Raw genomic sequence first — 20,642 nt, 5'->3', positions numbered from 1 at the left:
AAAGCTCCAGATGAAGAAAATACTACCTATTCTTATGGCTGTAATAGGTATCTGTGCCGGTATTGGCGCCGGTGTCGCGATTAAGCAAGAGCCAGAGGAGCCAAGTATCGTGTGTGAACCTGATTTGCAGGAGACTTCCGGCCTTGAGGTTGCTGACGCAGCACCAATTCCTGCTGACGAAATGGATTCGTCAACTCATGAATATGTGAAGTTGAGCAACCAATTCGTTATCCCCATCGTGGAGGATGGGAGGGTGAAAGCTTTGGTTGTACTTGCTCTAAATTTGGAGGTGGTTTCAGGGTACAGCCAAGCTGTATTTGCACTCGAACCTAAGCTAAGGAACGCATTCCTTCTTGTTCTTTTCGATCACGCAAATGCTGGAGGTTTTGAGGGCTCCTTCACTAGCAGCAACAATATGATGATTTTGCAAAATGCCCTTCTGGAGTCTGCTCGCAAAGCACTAGGCAATTCGGTTTCGGACGTCCTAATAACGGATGTTGTTCGGCAGGAGTCCTTTGGATAATTGTCCGCGACTTGGAGTTTTCTCCTACCGAGACTACAGCTTTCGCCTCTTGCGACTCTGCTCCCTATGAAGGGCCAGTCGTTCCTGCGGCTTAATCTCGCGGGCAAGATCAAGAAACTGGAGCGTGGTTAGATTTGCTTTAAAAACTTGAACTGAGTTACTGCATGTAAATTGGTGTTTCGCCCGAAGGGCTACTTAGCTCCATGAAACCGTATGGGTTCCGACAAAACGTGCCAAACGATCTAATTCGGCTTCGAGTTTTACGCGTCTGCTCGTCGGCCAATTAGTGTTACCCTGCGGCCAAAAATTAAGAACGTGTAGCACTAAATTTTTTCGATCGGCCTTCAATTCGATCCGCCCAACAAAACGGTCGCCCTCCAAAATCGGGAATACATAATAGCCCCAAATACGTTTTGCGGCAGGAACGAACATTTCCACTCGATAATCAAAACCAAAAAGTCGACTCAATCGGCTCCGGTCGCGGATCACTGGATCAAATGGATTCAATATCCGCAACCGTGAAGTAGGTGGCTTAAGATTCGCAATGCGGTCCTCTATGTCCGCCGGAGCAAGAGCTTCGAGGAGCGTTCCTTGCGCGGTCACGATTTCAACCCGCCGCACATCACTTTTCGCCTCGACCCAGTTGCGGACTTCGGTTCTATCCACGGCTTCCCAAAATTTTTGTACCTCGGCAATCGTACCAAATCCCATTCGGTCAAGTGCCGCATGGCAAAGCCAATCAATTTGTTGTTGGTCCGACAGATGCGGTGCTGTGGTCTGCTCGGGGTAAATCCGCTCCGCTAGATCGTAATATTTGGTAAAGTTAACGCGGTGGGACGTGGCAAGTTCGCCAGTGTACCACATATAATCCAATGCCAACTTATGCGGCGGGCGTGACCACATTTTCTTTGGGCCAGTGATCTTTGTGTCAAATGCGTGGGTAGAAAGCGGGCCTTCAGCAGCGATACGTGATTTGATAGCTTTCCGCGCAACCGTGTTGGGCAATCCGTTGAACCAGCTAGATTTATCCAGATATTCTCGTTTGCGGCGGAACTGACGGCGCCACATGGGAAGAAATTCCATTGGAATTATCGAAGCGTCATGGGTGAAATGCTCAAAAACGCTTCGATGTTTTGCCAACATCTCGTCCAACAAATGCTCGCGGTATTTCTGGTTGCGACTCCATAATATATGGTGGTGGGCGCGTGAAACAATTTGGATTGAATCTAATTGCACAAAACCCATTTTGCGGATGATGCCAAGCACATCAAGTGGCCCCGTCGGAGCTTTACCCAGCCCCTGAGAATGCAGCCAAAGCCTGCGCGCGGTTCGGTTGTCGATCCTAAGAGGCGTCTCTTTTGTTGTCCTAATCACCGAGACCCACTTTAAACATCTGCAGGGCTTTCAGTTTCAAGGTGCCCGCAAGAAGGAAATATAGCCGAATATGGGTTTGGAAATCCAACTCTTTCAGCGCTCAAAAGGTATTCGGTTTCGGACGCGGCGCCCGCAGAAACACTCACCTGCATTACCGTTTGAGCGGAACTCTTTTGATTTAGAGCCACTTTAAGCGCCTAAATACCGCATAGAGCACGAGGCCGAGAAATGCTGATCCGCCTGTTACTGCCAAAAAGCCGTACCTCGAATCAAGCCCTGGCATTCCGCCAACATTGATCCCGAACAGGCCTGTTAAAAACCCTAGCGGGAGGAATATTGCAGCAACGACAGACAACACATAACTGTTCCGGCCTAGGGTTGTTGCGTGGAGCATGTCTAAATGCTCTTGAATGACGTGCAAGCGATCTGATGTCGCATCAAGTTCTTCCATCGTGCGGACAGCACGGTTCGCAACTTCCTTGAGGACGTCGCGCTGGTGGGGTTCGAAAGTCCAAGTTGAGCCGCTGGATAGATCAGCGATTGCCTCGGTTTGTGGGCGAACGAATCGTCTTATTTTTATGACGCTGTGACGCAGCGCTGAAAGCTCACCGCTTACGCGTTGTACTTGGCTCATTGCGCTATCTTCAACCGCATCAGTGCCTTCTACTAAATCCAGCGACACTTTTTCAATGCGTTTGGTAAGGCCGTATGTCAATTCAGCGAGAAATGCGCCAATACTTTCCGGCCCGACCCCAGTCTCCATTTTCTGACGAATAGCATCGACAGCCCATATTTTTCGGGCGCGTGCGCTTACAATAAGCCCCTCCTGAATCCACAATCGTACGGAAACCATGTCATTTGGGTCCGCGCCGGGATTGAGGTTTACGCCACGCAACGTAAGGATCATCCCATCCTCCAATCGGTCGCACCGTGGACGTGTTTCTGGCTGAAGCAATGCTCTTGCGGCTGTGCGTGGGAGGACCTGTTCAATCCAAGCCTCCAAATTGGCATCATTCAAGTCAAAATGTAGCCACAGATATCCCGTCGCAGGAAGTTCAATCTTGGGGCCGAGCGGAGCCACAATGCGCTCGCACCCCCCCTCAGAGGACACATTAAAGGCACATATGGGTTTGGGGCTCGTCTTCAACATCAAGGGCCCTTTCAAAATGGCTTCGGCAAAGATTGGTGCGACTCAAAATCCGCTAAATAATTTCGTCCTCATCAAAGAGAGGATCATCGGCTAGTTGCTCGCTCAAATCCTCAACGTTTTCGGTTGTCTTTGCAACCGACGTCACGCGCGCCAAGTGAAAAACAGCGTCCCCTTCGTTGACGATTGGCATAACGGCCCGTCCAATAACGATGCCATTAAAGGGCGCAATAATTTCTTCATCCACTTGCCCAAACGGATCCGATACAGAGGCGATGACCTCACCCTTTTTTACAACGTCGCCATCGCCACGAAAATTCCGCAACAACCCACCCATGGGGGCTCGAAGCCATTTACTAGATGCACAATATTGCGAGGGCGCCTTGGGTTTTGCCACTCCCTTTGCTGAAATCATCCCCATGTGGCGCAAAATTCGCAAAATGCCCGCAACACCGGACCGCACTGACATTTCGTCAAAGCGGAGCCCTTCACCCGCTTCAAACAAGAGCACATCCTTGCCAAGAGCCTTAGCCGCTCCCCGCATGGAACCTTCCCGCAAAGGTGACTGCAAAATCACGGGCGCACCGAAAACCTCGGCCAATTCCGCAGTGCGTGGCACATCAGGGGAAATCCGGATCTGTGGCAAATTAGTGCGGTGTATTGCTGCTGAATGTAGATCGATCCCAAGGTCACTTCGGGCGACCACTTCAGTTAAAAACAGATAGGCCAACCGCGCCGCCAAGGAGCCGCTTGGGCTTCCAGGGAACGAGCGATTCAAATCGCGCCGATCTGGCAAGTATCTGGAATGATTTATGAACCCGAACGCATTTACGATCGGAACCACAATCAATGTGCCGCGCAAAGTTTTCACATTTGACGTCCGCAACAGACGGCGCACAATCTCAACGCCAATCACTTCGTCCCCGTGCACGCCCGCGCTAATGAATACCACAGGCCCGTTGAGTTTTCCGTGAATAACGTGCGCCGACATTGAAACGGGTGTGTGATCGGACATGACGCTTACGGGTAGGTCAACGGTTCTTCTTGTGCCCGGTAGAATTTCTTGCCCTGCAATTATAAAACTTTTGCGCGTTGGCATTAACCCTTACCTTTTGTTTTGGTCGCGTAGGGTTTTGCCGATTTTTCAATGTATTCAATGATTTTTCCGGCAACATCCAAACCTGTTGCTTTTTCTACACCCTCAAGTCCCGGAGAGGAGTTTACTTCCATCACAACGGGGCCGTGGTTGGCGCGGAGCATATCAACACCACAGACATTGAGGCCCATGGATTTGGCCGCACGGGATGCTGTTAAACGTTCCTCAGGCGATAGCTTGATCAACTTTGCCGAGCCACCGCGATGCAAGTTTGAACGGAAATCGTCGCCTGCTCCCGTGCGTTTCATCGCCGCAATTACCTTGCCGCCAACGACGATCGCGCGGATGTCGGTGCCGCCGGACTCCTTGATGAATTCTTGCAAAAGGATGTTCACTTTCGCACCGCGAAACGCTTCTACCACAGATATGGCGGAACGATCTGTATCGGCCAAAACCACACCAATCCCTTGCGTGCCTTCAAGCAATTTGATGACCACAGGCGCGCCGCCTGCGAGCTTTAGAACTTCTTTGGTTTGTTTCGGATCGTGGGCGAATGTTGTCACCGGAAGGCCAATGCCGTCGCGCGCCAAAAGTTGCATAGAGCGCAGTTTGTCGCGTGAGCGCCCGATGGCGACACTTTCGTTGAGAGGGTAAACGCCCATCATCTCGAACTGGCGCAAAACGGCGAGGCCATAAAACGTAATAGAGGACCCAATGCGTGGAATGACCGCGTCAAAACCCTCAAGTTTTTCGCCGTTGTAGTACATTTCTGGACGGCGAGACGCGATGTTCATGTAACAACTCAGGGTGTTAATGATGCGAAACTCATGTCCGCGCTCTTCGGCAGCTTCTTTGAGGCGTTTATGGGAATATAGGTCTGGATTCCGAGCCATCATTGCGATTTTCATTTTGTGGTCCTTCCGCTTAAAGAGCGCCGCTGTTAGGTCAGTTGGCTGTTAAGTTTGTTCTGTGTGTGTGGACGGCAATATTGTGCTTTTTCAACGCGGTCCTACCCACGATCATTGGAAACCGCATCTTACTTCGATCGGTTAAAGATACTGAAATCGGCCAAGATTGTCCCGCAATATGGAGTGCGGCACGGATTACGATGCGCTCTTCCGGTATGCCACCCGTGTTTTTAATATGGCGAATATCATAAATTGGTGTTTCCACTCGGACGTTCGGTGCTTCGTCATGGAGTTGAGCCACAAACCGCACCCAGAGTTCGCCGTCCTTTTGAAACGGAGTAATCTCAGTTGCATGCAGGGCGGACGTTCGCGCGCCGGTATCTATTTTGGCCCGAATATTTGGCAGGGAAAGCTCAGGCAGCGAGACATGCTCAATCCATCCGATAACCAAAGGGGCTTTTTTCATAGGCATAGTTTTTCTCAATCAGCGCTAAATTATATCAGCCAAGGCATCATGAGTGATGCGAGACTCAAAACAAAGAAGAAACCGGCCATATCGGTCACGGTTGTGAGCAAAGGGCCGCTTGCGGCAGCAGGGTCTTGTCCCAAGCGTTTGAGCAAAAGTGGGACCACGCCCCCAATCGACACGGCGAGCATGGTGTTAAGCGCAAGCGCGAGGCCAATGACGAGGCCAAGAGCCGGATTGCCCTTCCAGACCCAAGCCACGATTCCAATGAGAAGACCAAGTGCAATACCGTTAATCACACCCACGGTGATTTCTTTCATCCAGACTCGCGCGGCATCTTTGGGGCGGACCAAACCGAGGCTCAACTCACGCATACTGACACCGACCGCCTGATTTCCCGAACACCCTGACATGTCCGAGACCATCGGTAGGAAAATTGCGATGGCGATCACGGCGGTAAGGGTTTCCTCATAAGCAGATATAACAGAAGCCGCTAGGATATTGAGGACGATATTGGCCGAGAGCCACGCCAAACGCCGCTTCGATCGCAACCACGTCGGCATTGAGCGCAACTCATCCCCAACAACACCCTGCAATTTCATTGTCTCGGATTCAGATCGTTCGAGCAAAGCTTGACTCACAGCTGCGCGCGAAACCACGCCCACGAGCTTTCCGTCCTCTTCAACAACCGGCATTCCTAGGAAGGGATGCTTATTGAAAATATCTTCGAGCTCAGAAAGGCTGGCCGTCACTGGTATCGTTAACGGCTGCACCATAATCTCAGTCAAACGATCAGAACGTTTTGACGTCAAAAGGCCACGCAGAGACACAACACCAATGGGCTCGGACGCCGCGTTCAAGACATAAGGGTGTTGCCCTCGATAGCGATCCACGTCGTTGTCGTCACTGGCCAATTGCCGAAGTACGGCCCCTACGGTTTGGGTGTCCGAAAAGACAAAAACCTCAGCCATCATTAGACCACCGGCAGTGTCATCTTCGTAATCGACTAGGCGACGAACATCCGCAGCGTCTTCAGCATCCATCTGCTGCAAGATCGCTTCGGCATCTTCGTATTGCATGTCACCAATAAGGTCGGCCTGAATGTCGGAGTCCAACTCCTCCATAATCTCGTAGGCGCGCAGAACCTCAAGGGTCTCCATGAGGTCGGCACCCGTTTCGTGGGGCGCTTCCTCAATGATTGCCGCCGCAAGCTCTGCGGAGATAAGGGACAGAACAGTCGCACGCCCAGCGGAATCCATTTGTAAAATTTCGCGCAAGGCTTCTGCGAGAGACAATGGTTCTAGGAGGTTTTGCAACGCAATAGCATCACCGCTTTCGACCGCACTATACAGTGCGTCTGAAACTTCGATGGGTTGGTCGATCTGTTCTGGGTTCATAGTCATGGAAAATCTCCTTGCCTCCCTATAAATGGATGTATTTATTTGTCTATAGACAAAATTTATTTACCTTATATAAATTCGATATGAATAATTTTGAACACACAGCCAAACAGCTCAGCGCACTTTACCTTACCAGTTTTGGCGGTAAAGACTCTGGGCGTTATCGAATTGCCTCAAAAGTTTTGCGCGATATGCTAGACCGTAAGCGATTGTATCCCGAAGATATTCAGAGCCTTTCGCGGGCACTTTTAGAAGAAGGCTATGTACTTATCGATATGGATACGTTTTTTGTTGTTTTGAGTGCGAAAACGTTTGTGAATTACCGTCGTGCAAATGCGGATTCAGTTTTGGGTCTTGAGGACTAGGGCGGCATCCAAACACCGAAGCATTTGCGGTGGAATTTAGAAATAGAATGGGTGCTCTGTAGTCTGCACTCGAATTAGGATAATTATGTTTGATGTCTGAAGCGCCTGCGATTCCCCTTAGCGACTTGATTGTTTGCCCGCATTGTGATGCGGTTTATACGTTGCGCCGTCCGGAGAATGGGGAAAAGGCGTCGTGCGGCCGCTGCGGAGCTGACCTGATTACACCCCGCCGCAAAGCAGGGCTGCAAATTATTGCTGTTTCGCTTGCGATTGCCATCCTGATTATCGCAGCAACTGTTTTTCCATTCCTGACGATAGATGCGGCTGGAACGACTAACTCGATGTCGATCCTAGATGCGGTTTTTGCGTTTAATCACGGGTTGCTCATTGCGCTGTCTCTCGCCATGGCTTCGCTTATTATTGTCATTCCCCTGACGCGCGCCTTGTTGGGAATCTATGTGCTTGTACCAATTGTGCTAGACCGCCCGCCCGCCCGCGGAGCAGTCCACGCCTTTCGCCTGTCGGAAGCCCTACGGCCATGGTCGATGGCAGAAATATTTGCAATCGGGTGTGCAGTTGCGTTGGTCAAGATAAGTGGTATTGCGGACGTTTCATTTGGGCCCGCGTTTTGGATGTTTGTAGCTTTGGTGATATTAACAATATTCCAAGATAATTTTGTATGTAGGTGGTCGGTATGGAACTCGCTGGACAAGGCCTAGACATCGTGAGCGCGCACGACCTTGGAGTTGTGGCGTGTACGCGCTGCACGCAGGTTTGGCCTGTGGGCACACCTGCGTGCGGCCGATGTGGCAAAAAAATTGTCTCGCGTGAAGTGAAAAGTATGCAGCGGGTTTGGGCGCTCTGGCTGGTTGGGCTTATGTGCTATGTACCAGCAAACGTGTATCCGATGCTGCAAACCCGCACTTTGGTTTTTACGCAAGAAAATACGATTGTTGATGGGGCGGTTGAACTAATGCACCACGGTTCCTTTGCTGTCGCTTTCATCATCCTTTTCGCCAGTGTGGTCATCCCCGTTGGAAAATTCATGGCCATTGCCTTTTTGGCTCTCTCTGTGAATCGCACGTCCAACGTCACGAAACACCAACGCCAATTTGTCTACGAGATGGTGGAGTATATTGGTCGATGGTCAATGATCGACATCTTTGTCGTTGCGATTATGTCCTCTCTGGTGCAACTCAATACGATCGCGTCTATTAATCCTGGTCGTGCCAGCCTATTTTTTGCCCTCTCGGTTATTTTTACAATGCTATCCGCGCAAGCTTTTGACAGCAGAATGATCTGGGATGTCCAAGCCAAACAGAAAGCCATCAAAACATGAATGATCGCCCACCTCCCGTTGCTATCAAGCCGGCTCGGAAATCCTTTTTTGATCGCGCTTCAATTGTCTGGGTGATCCCCTTGGCGGCGCTAGTGGTCTCGCTCGGCGTGGCATGGCAGGCCTATGACAGCCGTGGACCATTGATTGAAATTGCGTTTCAAAACGGTGCGGGCATTGCTGCAAAGAAAACAGAGCTTCGGTATCGCGATGTTACAGTTGGTGTTGTTGAAGGTATTGAATTCGCACCCGACCTTGCTGCGGTCATCGTTTCTGTGCGCTTACACAAAGAAATCGCGCCTTTTGTGGATGTCGCCTCAAACTTCTGGGTCGTGAGGCCCGAAGTGAGCGCCAGTGGCGTTACCGGCTTGGATACGGTTTTGTCCGGAGTTTATATTGAAGGATCATGGGACAGCACGATCAGTGCCAGGGGGACAAAATTCAAAGGGTTAGTAGATCCGCCGCTTTCCCAGCAAGGGAAAGAAGGTCTTGAAATCGCAGTGCGTTCCACGTCTGGCGGTAGTTTGACCGACAACAGCCCGATCACATTTCGCGGGATAGAAGTTGGGCGCATCGGAAAAGCACGCATTTCGGTCGAGGGAAGTTATGCAATTGCCGAGGCCATCATTTATGACCCGCACAGCCAGTTGATTACGCCGTCAACACGGTTCTGGGACACCTCCGGATTTACATTTTCGGTTGGTGCGTCGGGCGCCAAGATTGATTTCTCCTCGCTTGCGACCCTCTTAGGCGGTGGTGTGACCTTTGATACTTTTGTTTCCGATGGCTCACCCGTCGCCAGCGGGACCGTCTTCGAAGTTTTCACCGACAAAGCAACGGCACGCAACAATCTCTTCGTTGGGGCCGAAGTCGAGACCGTCGAAATGCGTGTGGTCTTTGAAGAGAATATCTCGGGGCTCGCCGTAGATGCGCCTGTCGAAATCAATGGCCTGAAAATCGGCAAAGTGCAGAGCGTTTCGGGGATCATTGATGCAAAAACTTTTGGTGATAATCGCGTACGACTGAATGCCGTGCTGTCGATCCAACCCGCGCGCCTTGGGTTGCAGGGCGAGGCGTCGCCCAAGACCGCGCTAGAGTTCTTATCGCGACGGGTTCAGGAGGGTTTGCGCGCGCGTCTAGCTTCCACCAGTATCTTGACGGGAGGCCTTAAAATCGAACTTTTACAGGTCGATAACGCGCCAAAAGCTGTCATGTTGACTGGTGAGGGCATCGTGCCTGTTATTCCGGCAACGAAAAGCGAAATCACAGATGCTGCAGGTACTGTCGAGGGTGTGCTAGACCGCATTAACAAACTGCCCATCGAGCAGCTCCTCCACAGCGCCATTGATTTCCTCGATAGTGCCGAGGCCGTGGCTTCCGATGGAAACTTGCGCGAAATACCAAAAGAGGTGAGTGATACATTGATTGAGGTTAGAAATTTTGTGTCATCGAAAGATATTCAGAATATTCCAGTCTCCCTCAACGCCGCGATTGTCCGCTTTGAAACGTTACTCGCTGAAGTGGAAAAAGAGAAACTCGCAACTCAGCTCGTTGCGGCTGTCGATGCCGCTGCGGCTGCGGCAAACAGCGTGACGGAATCTGTCAAAGGTGTACCAGCGTTGGTTGCACAAATAGAGGCCGTCGCGGTAAGGGCCGAAGAACTACCCCTTGAAGACTTAACGATCCAACTTACCCGCCTCACTGAGTCAGCTGACGAGTTCATCAGCTCGGACGCCACTCGTGCGCTACCGCAAGAATTAGGTGCTGCTCTGACTGAAATAAGCACGATCCTAAATGAGTTGCGCGAAGGCGGAAGCGTCACCAATGTCAACGCAACGCTAGACTCCGCTCGCCAAGCAGCGGATGCGGTTGCAACCTCCACCAAAGAACTTCCGGCATTGGTGGACAGTATCAAACGCATTCTAAATGAAGCCAGCGCAACAATCGCAGGGTATAACAGCGGAAAAGTATTAAGTCGTGACGCCCAAGAGACCCTGCGCGACATTTCAAAAGCTGCAGCGGCGATGACGTCTCTGGCGCGTATGCTGGAACGCAATCCCAGCGCCCTAATCCGAGGACGATAACCATGAGTTTTTTCAGAACTTCCCTTGCCATAACCGCTTTAACGCTTGCTGCCTGCTCAGGTCCCGCTGATCGATATTCCGTCGCTCCGCCCGCTGTTACAGAAACGATACGCATCGGTTTTCGCTCCATAGAAGTGCGTGAAATATCTCTGCCAACCTATGCCGCAGCCGATGAAATCGCACTTCAGGACGCGAGCGGTAAATTGGTAACTGAGAGTGGGGCACTCTGGGCTGATAGCCCCGAACGTGCCGTTGCTATGGAACTCTCTCGCGCGCTTTCGAAGCTAACAGGTGCGCGGGTGGCATCGTCGCCATGGCCGCTTGAGGCTTTTCCCGATGCTCGACTAGAAGTTCGCTTTGAAAGCCTAATTGCACGGGGTGACGGGCAATATCATGCAGCGGGTCAGTATTTCGTCGGGGTGAGTGATGGTGGCCGCGAACGCTCAGGTCTCTTTGAACTGGCCGTTTCTTTTGACCCAAACGGGGGACCGCAAGCCATCGCATTGGCACGTGGTCAGCTCATCCTCGACTTGGCTAAATACATTGCCCGCAGCGGACTAAGCTGAGTCAAACAGGAACAAGGATCGGTTGGCCAATGAGATGGCCAACCGAATTTTCACTTATCCAACAATCGCGTTAAATGTCGCGCTTGGGCGCATTACGGCCACAGTCTTTTCAAGTTCCGTGTGATAGTAGCCGCCTAGATCAGCAGCCTGACCCTGTGTTGCGGACAGCTCAGCCAGAATCACATCCTGTTTCGCCGCCAATTCCGCCGCGATTGGCGCGAAATGCGCAGCAAGGTCGGCATCGTCGGTTTGAGCAGCCAAAGCTTCTGCCCAATATAAGGCAAAGAAGTAATGGCTATCGCGGTTGTCAAGTTGACCCACTTTACGGCCAGGAGATTTGCCCGTGTCCAAAAGTTTTTCAGTTGCGTCATCTACAGCGCGGCCCAAAACAGCAACTCTAGGATCGCCCTTACTCTCGGCAAGGAACGTCAAAGATTCACCAAGTGCGCAGAATTCGCCAAGGGAATCCCAACGTAAGTGCCCTTCAGACACCAGTTGCTGAACGTGTTTCGGGGCAGAACCACCAGCACCCGTTTCGAACATACCACCACCGTTCATCAACTTAACGATCGAGAGCATTTTTGCTGAAGTTCCCAATTCAAGGATCGGGAAAAGGTCAGTGAGATAGTCGCGCAAGACGTTCCCCGTGATCGAAATCACGTCCTTACCCTGACGAATAAGTTCAAGGCTATAACGCGTAGCCTCGCGTGGGGTCATGATCAGAAGGCCCAGATCATTGGCACCCTCTTCGGTCAGGATTGCTTTGACCGCTTTGATCAACTGCGCATCATGAGCGCGGTTCTCATCTAACCAAAACACCGCTGCAGAACCCGTCGCTTTCTGACGGCTGATGCCCAGTTTTACCCAGTCTTTGATCGGAGCAGCATTCGCAGAAGACGAACGCCAAATGTCGCCGGCCTCTACTTCATGGGAATGCAAGACATCTCCTTTGGCCAAAACATAGCGAATTGTACCATTAGAAGGCGCTTCGAATGTTGTTGGATGCGAGCCGTATTCTTCAGCCTTCTGGGCCATGAGACCGACGTTGGAAACGCTCCCCGATGTGGTCGGGTCCAAGGCGCCTGTCTCTTTGAAATAGTTGATCGTTTCGTCATAAATACCCGCATAGCAATTGTCGGGAACCACGCATTTAGTGTCTGCGGCCTTGCCATCAGGACCCCAGCCTTTGCCTCCCGCCCGGATGAGTGCCGGAAGCGATGCGTCGATGATCACGTCAGAGGAAACGTGAAGGTTGGTGATGCCTTTGTCGGAATCCACCATGTAAAGCGGTGGTTTCGCAGCCATACTCGCCTCAATATCAGCAGCAATCTCGGCCTTTTTGTCGGCGGCGAGACTGTCGATTTTTGCCAATAGATCACCGATCCCATTATTCGGGTTTGCACCCAATTCCGCCAAAACATCAGCGTGCTTGGTGAATACATCTTCAAGGTAAACGTAAACAAAATGACCGAAAATGATAGGATCCGAAACCTTCATCATCGTTGCTTTGAGATGAACGGAGAATAGGACGCCTTGCGCCGCCGCGTCGACTATTTCATTGCGGATAAAGGCACGCAATGCAGTTGCGCTCATGAAAGTTGCGTCTACGACCGTGCCTTCGCGAAGATTGAGATCACCTTTCAGCAGGGACACTTTACCTGCGGTATCAACAAATTCTATTTTAGCCTTACCCGTTTGGGCCGACGAAATCGTTGCAGATTTTTCATTGGCGTAGAAATCATTCCCGGGCATTGAAGCGACGTGGGTTTTGGATGTGGAGGCCCATGCACCCATCGAATGTGGATTTTTCATCGCATAGTTTTTTACAGCCCGTGCGGACCGACGATCAGAGTTGCCTTCCCGCAAAACAGGATTAACCGCACTCCCTTTAATCGCGTCATAGCGCGCCTGAAGGGATTTTTCCGCATCAGTTTGGGGGTTTTCAGGGTAATTTGGAACGGCAAAGCCTTGCACTTGCAACTCGGAAATCGCAGCAGACAGTTGGGGAATAGATGCCGAAACGTTTGGTAGTTTGATCACATTGGCTTCGGGAGTTTTTACAAGTTCACCCAATACGGCAAGGTCGTCAGACTGGCGTTGCTCCTCGGTAAGAAACTCAGGAACCGTCGCCAAAATTCTACACGCCAGGGAAATATCTCGGGTACCGACGGTGACGCCGACTGCCGAAGCAAAGGATTGAATGATGGGCAGGAGTGAGACGCTAGCGAGCTGGGGAGCTTCGTCTACAATGGTATACAATATGTCGGGGCGTTTTTTATCTGACATCGATTTAAACCTTTTTGCGTTTTTCGGAGATGAGCGCACCAAACGATTGAGTGCCACAAGTTTTTGAAATGCTCGTGACACTCCAAAAACGATTTTGAGAATGCCACCAAGCGCTGCTTATTAGGGCATAAATCAAGATGGTAGGAATTTCAATCCGAACGAGAATATATCGACGATAATAACAGTACTATTTGTTTATCTAACAGGCTTCGCTACGGTAGATTGTTCCAAAACCCCCGTACTTCCCCATATCATTCGACAAACTATAGCCGAGGTTTTGTGATAATATCAGGGCCTCATTTTCTTCTTGGCCATATTTGTGTCGCGCTTCATAAGTTCCTTCACGGCTTCGGACCTGCCAAACATCTCCTGTGTTTTCTTTCGTTGTTTTTCCATCTCCACCCGCAAAACAGCTTGCTCTTGGTTCAGGCTCATTGATTTTTGAGTACACCACTCCTCCCATTTGGAAAAAGCGCCCGCAAGCAGGGACGGATCCATTCCGTTTGCCTCTGTCAAAGTAACCGCTTGTTGGCTTTTAGACTCTCGAATTCTAAGGATTTCATCCGAAAGCCGCTGCTGATCTGCCGAAATTTTTTTTAGCTTGAACAATTCGATATCCAGCAGGGTCGCTGAAAGGTTTTTCAGGTTTTTAAGGCGTTTATCCAAACGGTTTCACCCCGTAACCGCGTGCCTTCTTGCGTATTTTTTCGGCGAAGCGGATTGCTGCGGCGACGGCTTGATAATGTGTTGCATGAATTTCATGGCCAATTTCCACAACTGCAAAAATGGCACGTGCCGTGGGAGGATCACTGTGAATGGGGACGCCATGCTCGCTCGCTAGTTCCCTTATGGTTGCGGCAACTTCATCAACCCCTTTTGCAACACAAATTGGGGCGCCGCCATTGGCACGATCCCACTTTAAAGCAACCGCATAATGGGTCGGGTTAACAATGATGACATCAGCTTTCCCAACGTCCGACATCATTTGGCTCATGGCAATTTCATAGCCCTTTTGGCGCCGCTTCTGCTTCACATGCGGGTCGCCTTCGCTGTTTTTGTGTTCGTCTTTCATATCCTTGTGCGACATTCGGTTCTTGCGCATGTGCTCTTGATACTGAAACAGAAAATCCAAAACCCCAAGGGTGGTAGCAATAATGAGGACGATGAAGAAGAACTTCATCACCAGTTCCAGTAATACTGTTGTGGCCATTGCGGGTGTCATATGGACCGTGGCAACAATGGTGAGAACATTTTGATATAGAAACACACCCAGAACGACGCCATATATTCCAAGTTTTACAAAGCTTTTAAAGAACTCAAAAATGCCAGCGCGCCCAAACTTATTTTTGGCGTTAGAGATGGGCGAAATTCGCGACAATTTCGGTGCAAGTTTGTCGGGGGCCACGACAAAACTTTTCTGGGCTACAATCATTACAATTACAAGCAAGCTAGGTAGTGCGAACCACGGCGACATAATTTTAAGGGTCGACATCATAATGCTTCCCGTCACAGGAAGGCCATTGCCTTCAAAAAGCGTCGGGGCAATTCTATCCGATTGGCCGATAATACTCGCCAACAATTGCCCCATGTCCTTCATGCTGCTGCTTCCAACCGCATAGGCGGCGACGAGAAATCCACCATAGCCTGCGGCAGTCATGAGGTCGGTCGATTTTGGTACCTCACCCTTTTTGCGCGCATCATCCAATTTCTTTTGCGTCGGTTCGTGTTGCTTGTCGTCGTCATCGTCGTCACTCATTTCATCACACCAAATGGTGCTTGAAGAAATACCGACAGTTCGTCCCACCACACCGCCAATAGAACCGGAGCAACAATCAAAAGAAGGGCCATGCCTCCAAGGGTGATCGCGGGTGCGCCGACCATTGCAACCATCAACTGAGGCATGGCGCGGTTGATAACCCCGAGCGCGACATTATAAACAAGAGAAGCAATGACAAACGGCGCGGCGAGGGAAAACGCGAGGGAAAAGGCGCTTGCAATTCGGGCGACGCCCCATTGAGATACATCGCTTGCTTGGGGAACGTCCCCAGGTCCGAAGACGTTATAGGAAAGGATGAAAGCCTCGGCAATTCTGATATGGAGACCGTTCATCACGGCCAGCGCGAGGCCCGCCATAAGTAGCAATTGTCCGATTGCGGCCGTTGGCTCAGCCTGTGCAGATCCCAATATTTGCGACAGCGAAGTTGCCTGCGCTGCAATTGATCCCGCCATTTGCAAAGAAAAAACAAACAATCTTAGCCCCAAGCCCAGTATCAAACCGACGAGAATCTCACTCGCATATCCTCCCCAAGCTTGGCCTTCAGCCATAGTATACGCACGAATTTCCACTGAAACCGCGGGATAGACAACGGCTGTAAAAGCAATGGCTAGGCCTAGGCGAACACGCTGTGGAATGGATTGTTCACCGAACGCTGGAAGAAGGGAAAGTGCTGCTCCTACACGCAGAAAAACGAAAAAGAAGGACGTGAGTTCGTCTTTTCCCCAGCCACTGATGAGTTCCATTGCTTCATTCATAAAGGCACGAAACCTACGAGTGCAGGGCGCGCATCCGTCCCAATTTCTTCGAACGACAGGACAGGATTGCTGATCCCCTTGGCCGACAGCACAGTGCGGATAAAGCGTCTCCTGAGCCGAGAGGTTACGATTGCGGGATAGGTTCCCGCCTCCGCAGCCCGCGCAATGCGATCAGCGACGCCGTCCGCCAATTTATTGAACTCAAGCGGGGGGAGCGCCACATCCACCTGACCGCGATCCCCAACCATTTGGTACAGATTGAAAGACGCTTCCCACTCAGGCGCCAATTGAATCAATGGGATTGTGCCATCGGCTCGCTTGATATCAGCGACCAGTTGGAAGCCTAACCGCTGTCGAACATGTTCGCATATTCCTTCGGCGCTTGGATAAATTGGTCTTGCCTCGGCAGTCGCCTCAAGAATAAGCGGTAAATTTCGCACGGAAACTTGCTCCTCCAAGAGGAGCCGCATGACATTTAAAAGCAGATCTACTGGAACCTTCTCAGGAACAAGTTCATCTAACATTTGCCGATTGGCAGCAGCGCGGTTTTCGTCGGACAAGTTTGTCAAAGCAGCTAGAATTTTGCGCAAAGCCTTCAACGTTAAGAGCCGCGGGAAGTTTCGCTTAATGACTTCAAGCAAGTGCGTTGCAAGAACCTCGCTTGAGTTCACAATTGTGGACCCAGATAGAGCCGCCTCGTCTTGGTCCTCTTGTGCGATCCATCGCGCGGGAGCCCCGTAAACAGGCTCGCTAACATCCTCCCCTGAAGGAAGAGAATCCCCACCATCAAGCATCAGCGCCAAAACTTTTTCGGGGTGCAGCACGTCTCTTGCCTGCTCGACTCCCTGGACGCGAATGATATACGAGCCAGCAGGCAATGAAGCCTCGTCTGTCAAACGAATTTCAGGCAGAATCAGCCCGTATTCGGTGGCCACATGCGTGCGCATATTCTCAATTCTGGCATCCAAACCTGTCGCCGGATCCAATATCATGTTAATGAGATCGGGCGAAAATTCGACGTGGATGTCGTCCAGATCCAAAGTGTCTCCGATGGGTTTTTTTTCCGTTTTGGGCAGCGCATTTTCGGTTACTGCCGTCTCGGTTTTCTTCTCTTTGGCCAACCGTTTATGAACCAGCCATGAGCAGTATCCCAAAGTAAGAGCGCCGGCGATAAACGGTAAAAACGGAAGTCCTGGAACGAGCGCGAAAAGCGCCATCAATACGGCCACGGTTCCCAAGGCAGCAGGGTGCCTTCCGAGTTGCGCGACCATTGCCAAATCCGTCGAACCCGTTGTGCCACCACGCGCCAAAAGCAACGCGGATGCGATCGATATAATCACCGCAGGAATTTGAGAAACGAGGCCGTCCCCAATTGTTAAGATGGCATATGTTTCAAAGGCCCGACCAATTGGCATGTCGTGGATTGCTACGCCAATAATCAAACCCATAACCAAATTTAGGAGGGTAATAAGAAGCCCAGCGATTGCGTCGCCTTTTACAAACTTTGAGGCACCATCCAGTGACCCGAAGAACGTCATTTCAGCCTGATCTTTTTCGCGTCGCTCCTTTGCTTCATTGTGGTCGATGGCTCCGGCGGACATATCGGCATCAATTGCGAGCTGTTTTCCAGGCATCGCATCAAGGGCAAAACGCGCTCCAACTTCCGCCATCCTCCCAGCACCCTTGGTGATCACGACAAAATTTACAATGAGAAGTACGCCAAAGACGACGAGGCCTAAAAAGACACTTCCACCCATAACGAAACTAGCGAAGCCCTGAATGACATCGCCTGCGGCACCTGGTCCCGTATGCCCCTGTCCAATGATCAGTTTGGTTGATGAAACATTGAGTGACAATCGCAACATCAGCGACGCGAGCAATACAGTGGGGAATGCCGAGAAATCTAACGGGCGTTCAATAAATAGCGTGACCGTGAACATGAGAATAGCTAGTGCAAAGGACGTCGCAAGGCCTATGTCCAGAACCCATGCTGGCACCGGTAAAATCATCATGACGATGATAGCCATCAGCACCAATGCGAGTAATACAGTGGGGCTAAATAGGTTCGAAACTGACAGCTTTGTTTCCATTCTGGAACTAACTTTCTTCAATTTTATTAGGTAGTTTTCGACAGGCCAATCGAGAAAATGTGGTCAACGTTTTTCAATCAGAAATAAATCGACTAGATTCGATGCGTCGATAACAAATGCGTTGCAGTGACACCTGTAGACTTAAGATTGGAAGCTATTTTAAGGACTGGAGGTGCAAAGCAATTGGTGGAATTCTCTATCCCAAACAGCCGTTGCACTCGCATTCTCCGAGTTAAAGAATTCAGGGACGTCATGATCATCATTGAGACAGCACTTCCAGATATTGTTTAATGAAAATTATCCGGAAACCGTTTATAAAGTGTAAGGAATACGGTGATCATCCCATTTTTATTGAAGCTCAGCCGTAGATTTTATTCGGCTGCTTTTAGTTTCATTGCGGGGGTTATGCCACCAATGCCCATGGGAAGCTCGTTGTTGTAAGTCCAGAGCGATTGTAACACTCAATATGAGCGTTTTATGGGCCATTGTCGGCGCGTATGCTCCGAGGTTTTCCACGCCACTCAATGATTTGGTTTAAGCTCTGGACGACGCGCTCTGTGGGTAATGAGAAATCCACGTCAATTCACAGACCTTCGAGATTGAAGTTTTGCAGCAAGTTCCACATTCGAATTGCCTGGCGTACGCAAGCTGATGCGCCCCATAGAACCTGTTGCGCTCGTGTCAGATGATGAAACTCCAAATTTTAGTAAAATTCTACAAAACTTAGACTGCGCACTTAGGGTTCTCTTAGGTTTTGTCCTTCAGTTTGGATGAACATCTCCAAGCGGGATGATGCGGCGAGAAATAATATGACCGTCGTAAATGTCAGAATGACATCAGCTGCGCCTTAGTCGGTGCGAAATGAAAACCGGCGCAAAAGCGTCTTAGGAATTAGGAAAACACGATGTCCAGCATTCTGACAAACACAGGCGCGATGGTCGCGCTTCAAACTCTAAAAGGTGTAAACGCCAGCATGGCGACTACGCAAAACGAAATTTCCACTGGTAAATCCGTGTCTTCGGCCAAGGATAATTCTGCAGTTTGGGCAATTTCAAAAGTGATGGAGGCGGATGTGAGTGGGTTTAAGGCGATTTCCGACAGTCTATCGCTAGGTGAATCGACTGTGGCAGTTGCGAGACAAGCCTCTGAGACCGTGACGGACCTCCTAACAGACATCAAAGGTAAAATTGTTGCCGCTCAAGAAGAGAATGTAGACCGAACAAAAATCCAAACGGATATCTCGGCTCTTCGTGATCAGATTACGGCAGTTGTTGGGGCGGCCCAGTTTAATGGTTTGAATTTGGTTCAAGGTACTGAGGACGTCAACGTTTTGTCTTCACTTGATCGATCGAGCGATGGTTCAGTAACAGCCACAAATATTAAAGTTTCACGTCAAGATCAAACTACGACTGCGGGTACATTTGGAACGGGTACTTCAATTGCCGCCAATGCCGTTGTTGCAGATAGCGCTACTGCAGTAGCTTCCGCAGCAAACACTGCAGTAGTTACCTATGCGGATACGTGGGCAGCTGCTGACACAGCGCAATTAACTGTTGCGGGGGTTGATCTTAGCTTTACGGCAACAGGAACAGACGTCACAGACGTTGCGTCGTATTTTGCCGGTGCAATTAATGGTCTAGGTCTAGAGGGCGTTACGGCTTCAAACACCGCGGGTGTACTAACGATTAGCTCAACGCGGGCGTTTGAAGGTATGAATGTTAAGTCGACAGCGACTACGGCAGGAGACGGTTCTTCAGACATTACAGCTGTAAATGGAGCTGGTCCGACCGGCACCAACACAGCCTCGGACAGTACGATTGCTCAACGTTCAGAGAAAATTGACTTATCGACTGTGGCCGCTGTCGCAGATGGCGATGGATACAAAGTAACTGTAGGTTCCAATTCATACAACTATATCGCCGGAAAAGACGAGTCGATGGAAGACGTAGCCAAAGGGCTTAAAACCGCGATTGATGGCGGCAGTATTGCTGGCGTAACGACCAAAGTTGTCCAGGATGCAACGACCAAGGCTTGGAGTCTTCAAGTTGACAATGACGGAACTGGATCGGCGTCTCTTGCATTTTCGACCGCTGGCAATGCTGGTGGCAAAGCCTCGGGTGGCCTTTTCGGCTTGGACAAAATTGATGTTCGTACGAATGCAGGCGCTAATGCAGCGTTAGATAGCATTGAAAACTTGATCCAATCCTCGATCGACGCCGGAGCTAATTTTGGTTCTACACAGTCACGAATTGAAAACCAAAGCGACTTCATCGGAAAGCTGACCGATTCTTTAAAATCGGGCATTGGCACACTAGTTGATGCGGATATGGAGGAAGTGTCTGCACGTCTGACGGCACTTCAAACACAGCAACAATTGGCTGTTCAGTCTTTGTCCATCGCAAACCAGGCACCTCAATCGATCCTCTCACTCTTCCGCTAAGCCGATAAAAACCGGAGCGCCGGAAAGGC

Annotated in this window: 18 protein-coding genes and 1 pseudogene; 7 read left to right on the top strand and 12 right to left on the bottom strand. The window is 50.5% G+C overall.

Annotated elements, in window-relative coordinates; genetic code table 11:
* Positions 1–10: 10 nt before the first annotated feature.
* Positions 11–523 (top strand): flagellar basal body-associated FliL family protein, encoded by a 513-nt coding sequence (locus tag AB9F29_RS11775; protein ID WP_335584628.1) that lies wholly within the window; start codon positions 11–13, stop codon positions 521–523.
* A gap of 195 nt (positions 524–718) precedes the next feature.
* Here AB9F29_RS11775 and AB9F29_RS11770 read toward each other — a convergent pair whose 3' ends face one another.
* From AB9F29_RS11770 to mgtE, 6 genes are all read right to left on the bottom strand, one after another.
* Entirely contained in the window at positions 719–1,897 is a 1,179-nt protein-coding gene (locus tag AB9F29_RS11770) for a DNA glycosylase AlkZ-like family protein (RefSeq protein WP_335584629.1), read from the bottom strand.
* Positions 1,898–2,075: 178 nt separating this feature from the next.
* Entirely contained in the window at positions 2,076–3,047 is a 972-nt protein-coding gene (locus tag AB9F29_RS11765; RefSeq protein WP_369755812.1) for a zinc transporter ZntB, read from the bottom strand.
* A 52-nt stretch (positions 3,048–3,099) separates the two neighbouring features.
* Positions 3,100–4,143: a succinylglutamate desuccinylase/aspartoacylase family protein gene (locus tag AB9F29_RS11760; RefSeq protein WP_039000263.1), complete on the bottom strand. Its 1,044-nt coding sequence runs from the start codon at positions 4,141–4,143 to the stop codon at positions 3,100–3,102.
* Positions 4,143–5,048, bottom strand: coding sequence for a 30S ribosomal protein S6--L-glutamate ligase (gene rimK, locus AB9F29_RS11755; RefSeq protein WP_335584632.1), 906 nt, complete (start codon positions 5,046–5,048; stop codon positions 4,143–4,145). The genes AB9F29_RS11760 and rimK overlap by 1 nt, the downstream gene beginning before the upstream one ends.
* Before the next feature lie 37 nt (positions 5,049–5,085).
* A complete protein-coding gene (locus AB9F29_RS11750) occupies positions 5,086–5,520 on the bottom strand; it encodes a RimK/LysX family protein (RefSeq protein ID WP_039000261.1) in 435 nt (144 codons plus the stop codon).
* Positions 5,521–5,543: 23 nt separating this feature from the next.
* The gene (mgtE, locus tag AB9F29_RS11745; protein ID WP_335584633.1) at positions 5,544–6,917 is read right to left on the bottom strand and encodes a magnesium transporter; all 1,374 of its coding nucleotides are present in this window, start codon (positions 6,915–6,917) and stop codon (positions 5,544–5,546) included.
* Between the two features lie 80 nt (positions 6,918–6,997).
* On the opposite strand from mgtE, the gene AB9F29_RS11740 reads away from it, so the two are divergent.
* From AB9F29_RS11740 to AB9F29_RS11720, 5 genes are all read left to right on the top strand, one after another.
* Positions 6,998–7,279, top strand: coding sequence for a hypothetical protein (locus AB9F29_RS11740; protein ID WP_369755811.1), 282 nt, complete (start codon positions 6,998–7,000; stop codon positions 7,277–7,279).
* 92 nt (positions 7,280–7,371) lie between these two features.
* On the top strand, positions 7,372–7,998 hold the full coding sequence (locus tag AB9F29_RS11735; protein ID WP_039000259.1) for a paraquat-inducible protein A: 627 nt from the start codon (positions 7,372–7,374) through the stop codon (positions 7,996–7,998).
* Positions 7,974–8,618, top strand: a complete 645-nt coding sequence (locus AB9F29_RS11730; RefSeq protein ID WP_335584635.1) for a paraquat-inducible protein A — start codon at positions 7,974–7,976, stop codon at positions 8,616–8,618. The genes AB9F29_RS11735 and AB9F29_RS11730 overlap by 25 nt, the downstream gene beginning before the upstream one ends.
* Positions 8,615–10,699, top strand: coding sequence for an intermembrane transport protein PqiB (locus tag AB9F29_RS11725; protein WP_369755810.1), 2,085 nt, complete (start codon positions 8,615–8,617; stop codon positions 10,697–10,699). The genes AB9F29_RS11730 and AB9F29_RS11725 overlap by 4 nt, the downstream gene beginning before the upstream one ends.
* Positions 10,700–10,701: 2 nt before the next feature.
* A complete protein-coding gene (locus AB9F29_RS11720; RefSeq protein ID WP_369755809.1) occupies positions 10,702–11,265 on the top strand; it encodes a membrane integrity-associated transporter subunit PqiC in 564 nt (187 codons plus the stop codon).
* Between the two features lie 54 nt (positions 11,266–11,319).
* Here AB9F29_RS11720 and AB9F29_RS11715 read toward each other — a convergent pair whose 3' ends face one another.
* The 6 genes and pseudogenes from AB9F29_RS11715 to AB9F29_RS11690 all read right to left on the bottom strand — a co-directional run.
* Entirely contained in the window at positions 11,320–13,551 is a 2,232-nt protein-coding gene (locus AB9F29_RS11715; RefSeq protein WP_369755808.1) for an NADP-dependent isocitrate dehydrogenase, read from the bottom strand.
* Positions 13,552–13,839: 288 nt separating this feature from the next.
* Entirely contained in the window at positions 13,840–14,217 is a 378-nt protein-coding gene (locus tag AB9F29_RS11710) for a hypothetical protein (RefSeq protein WP_369755807.1), read from the bottom strand.
* Positions 14,210–15,307 carry a flagellar biosynthesis protein FlhB gene (locus tag AB9F29_RS11705; RefSeq protein ID WP_039000254.1) on the bottom strand — a complete coding sequence of 366 codons (1,098 nt, stop codon included), beginning with the start codon at positions 15,305–15,307 and terminating at the stop codon, positions 14,210–14,212. Before AB9F29_RS11705 ends, AB9F29_RS11710 begins: the two co-directional genes overlap by 8 nt.
* Positions 15,304–16,071: a flagellar biosynthetic protein FliR gene (locus AB9F29_RS11700; protein WP_335584640.1), complete on the bottom strand. Its 768-nt coding sequence runs from the start codon at positions 16,069–16,071 to the stop codon at positions 15,304–15,306. Before AB9F29_RS11700 ends, AB9F29_RS11705 begins: the two co-directional genes overlap by 4 nt.
* 8 nt (positions 16,072–16,079) lie before the next feature.
* Positions 16,080–18,173 carry a flagellar biosynthesis protein FlhA gene (flhA, locus tag AB9F29_RS11695; RefSeq protein ID WP_369755806.1) on the bottom strand — a complete coding sequence of 698 codons (2,094 nt, stop codon included), beginning with the start codon at positions 18,171–18,173 and terminating at the stop codon, positions 16,080–16,082.
* A gap of 371 nt (positions 18,174–18,544) precedes the next feature.
* Positions 18,545–18,801, bottom strand: a pseudogene (locus tag AB9F29_RS11690) (IS3 family transposase); the annotation flags it as partial.
* A 276-nt stretch (positions 18,802–19,077) separates the two neighbouring features.
* On the opposite strand from AB9F29_RS11690, the gene AB9F29_RS11685 reads away from it, so the two are divergent.
* Positions 19,078–20,613, top strand: a complete 1,536-nt coding sequence (locus AB9F29_RS11685) for a flagellin (protein WP_335584642.1) — start codon at positions 19,078–19,080, stop codon at positions 20,611–20,613.
* Positions 20,614–20,642 lie beyond the last annotated feature (29 nt).

Source organism: Falsihalocynthiibacter sp. S25ZX9 (assembly GCF_041205405.1).
GTDB lineage: Bacteria > Pseudomonadota > Alphaproteobacteria > Rhodobacterales > Rhodobacteraceae > Falsihalocynthiibacter > Falsihalocynthiibacter arcticus.
Note: the sequence above shows the minus strand (reverse complement) of the source record. Positions and strands in the feature narration are given on the sequence as shown.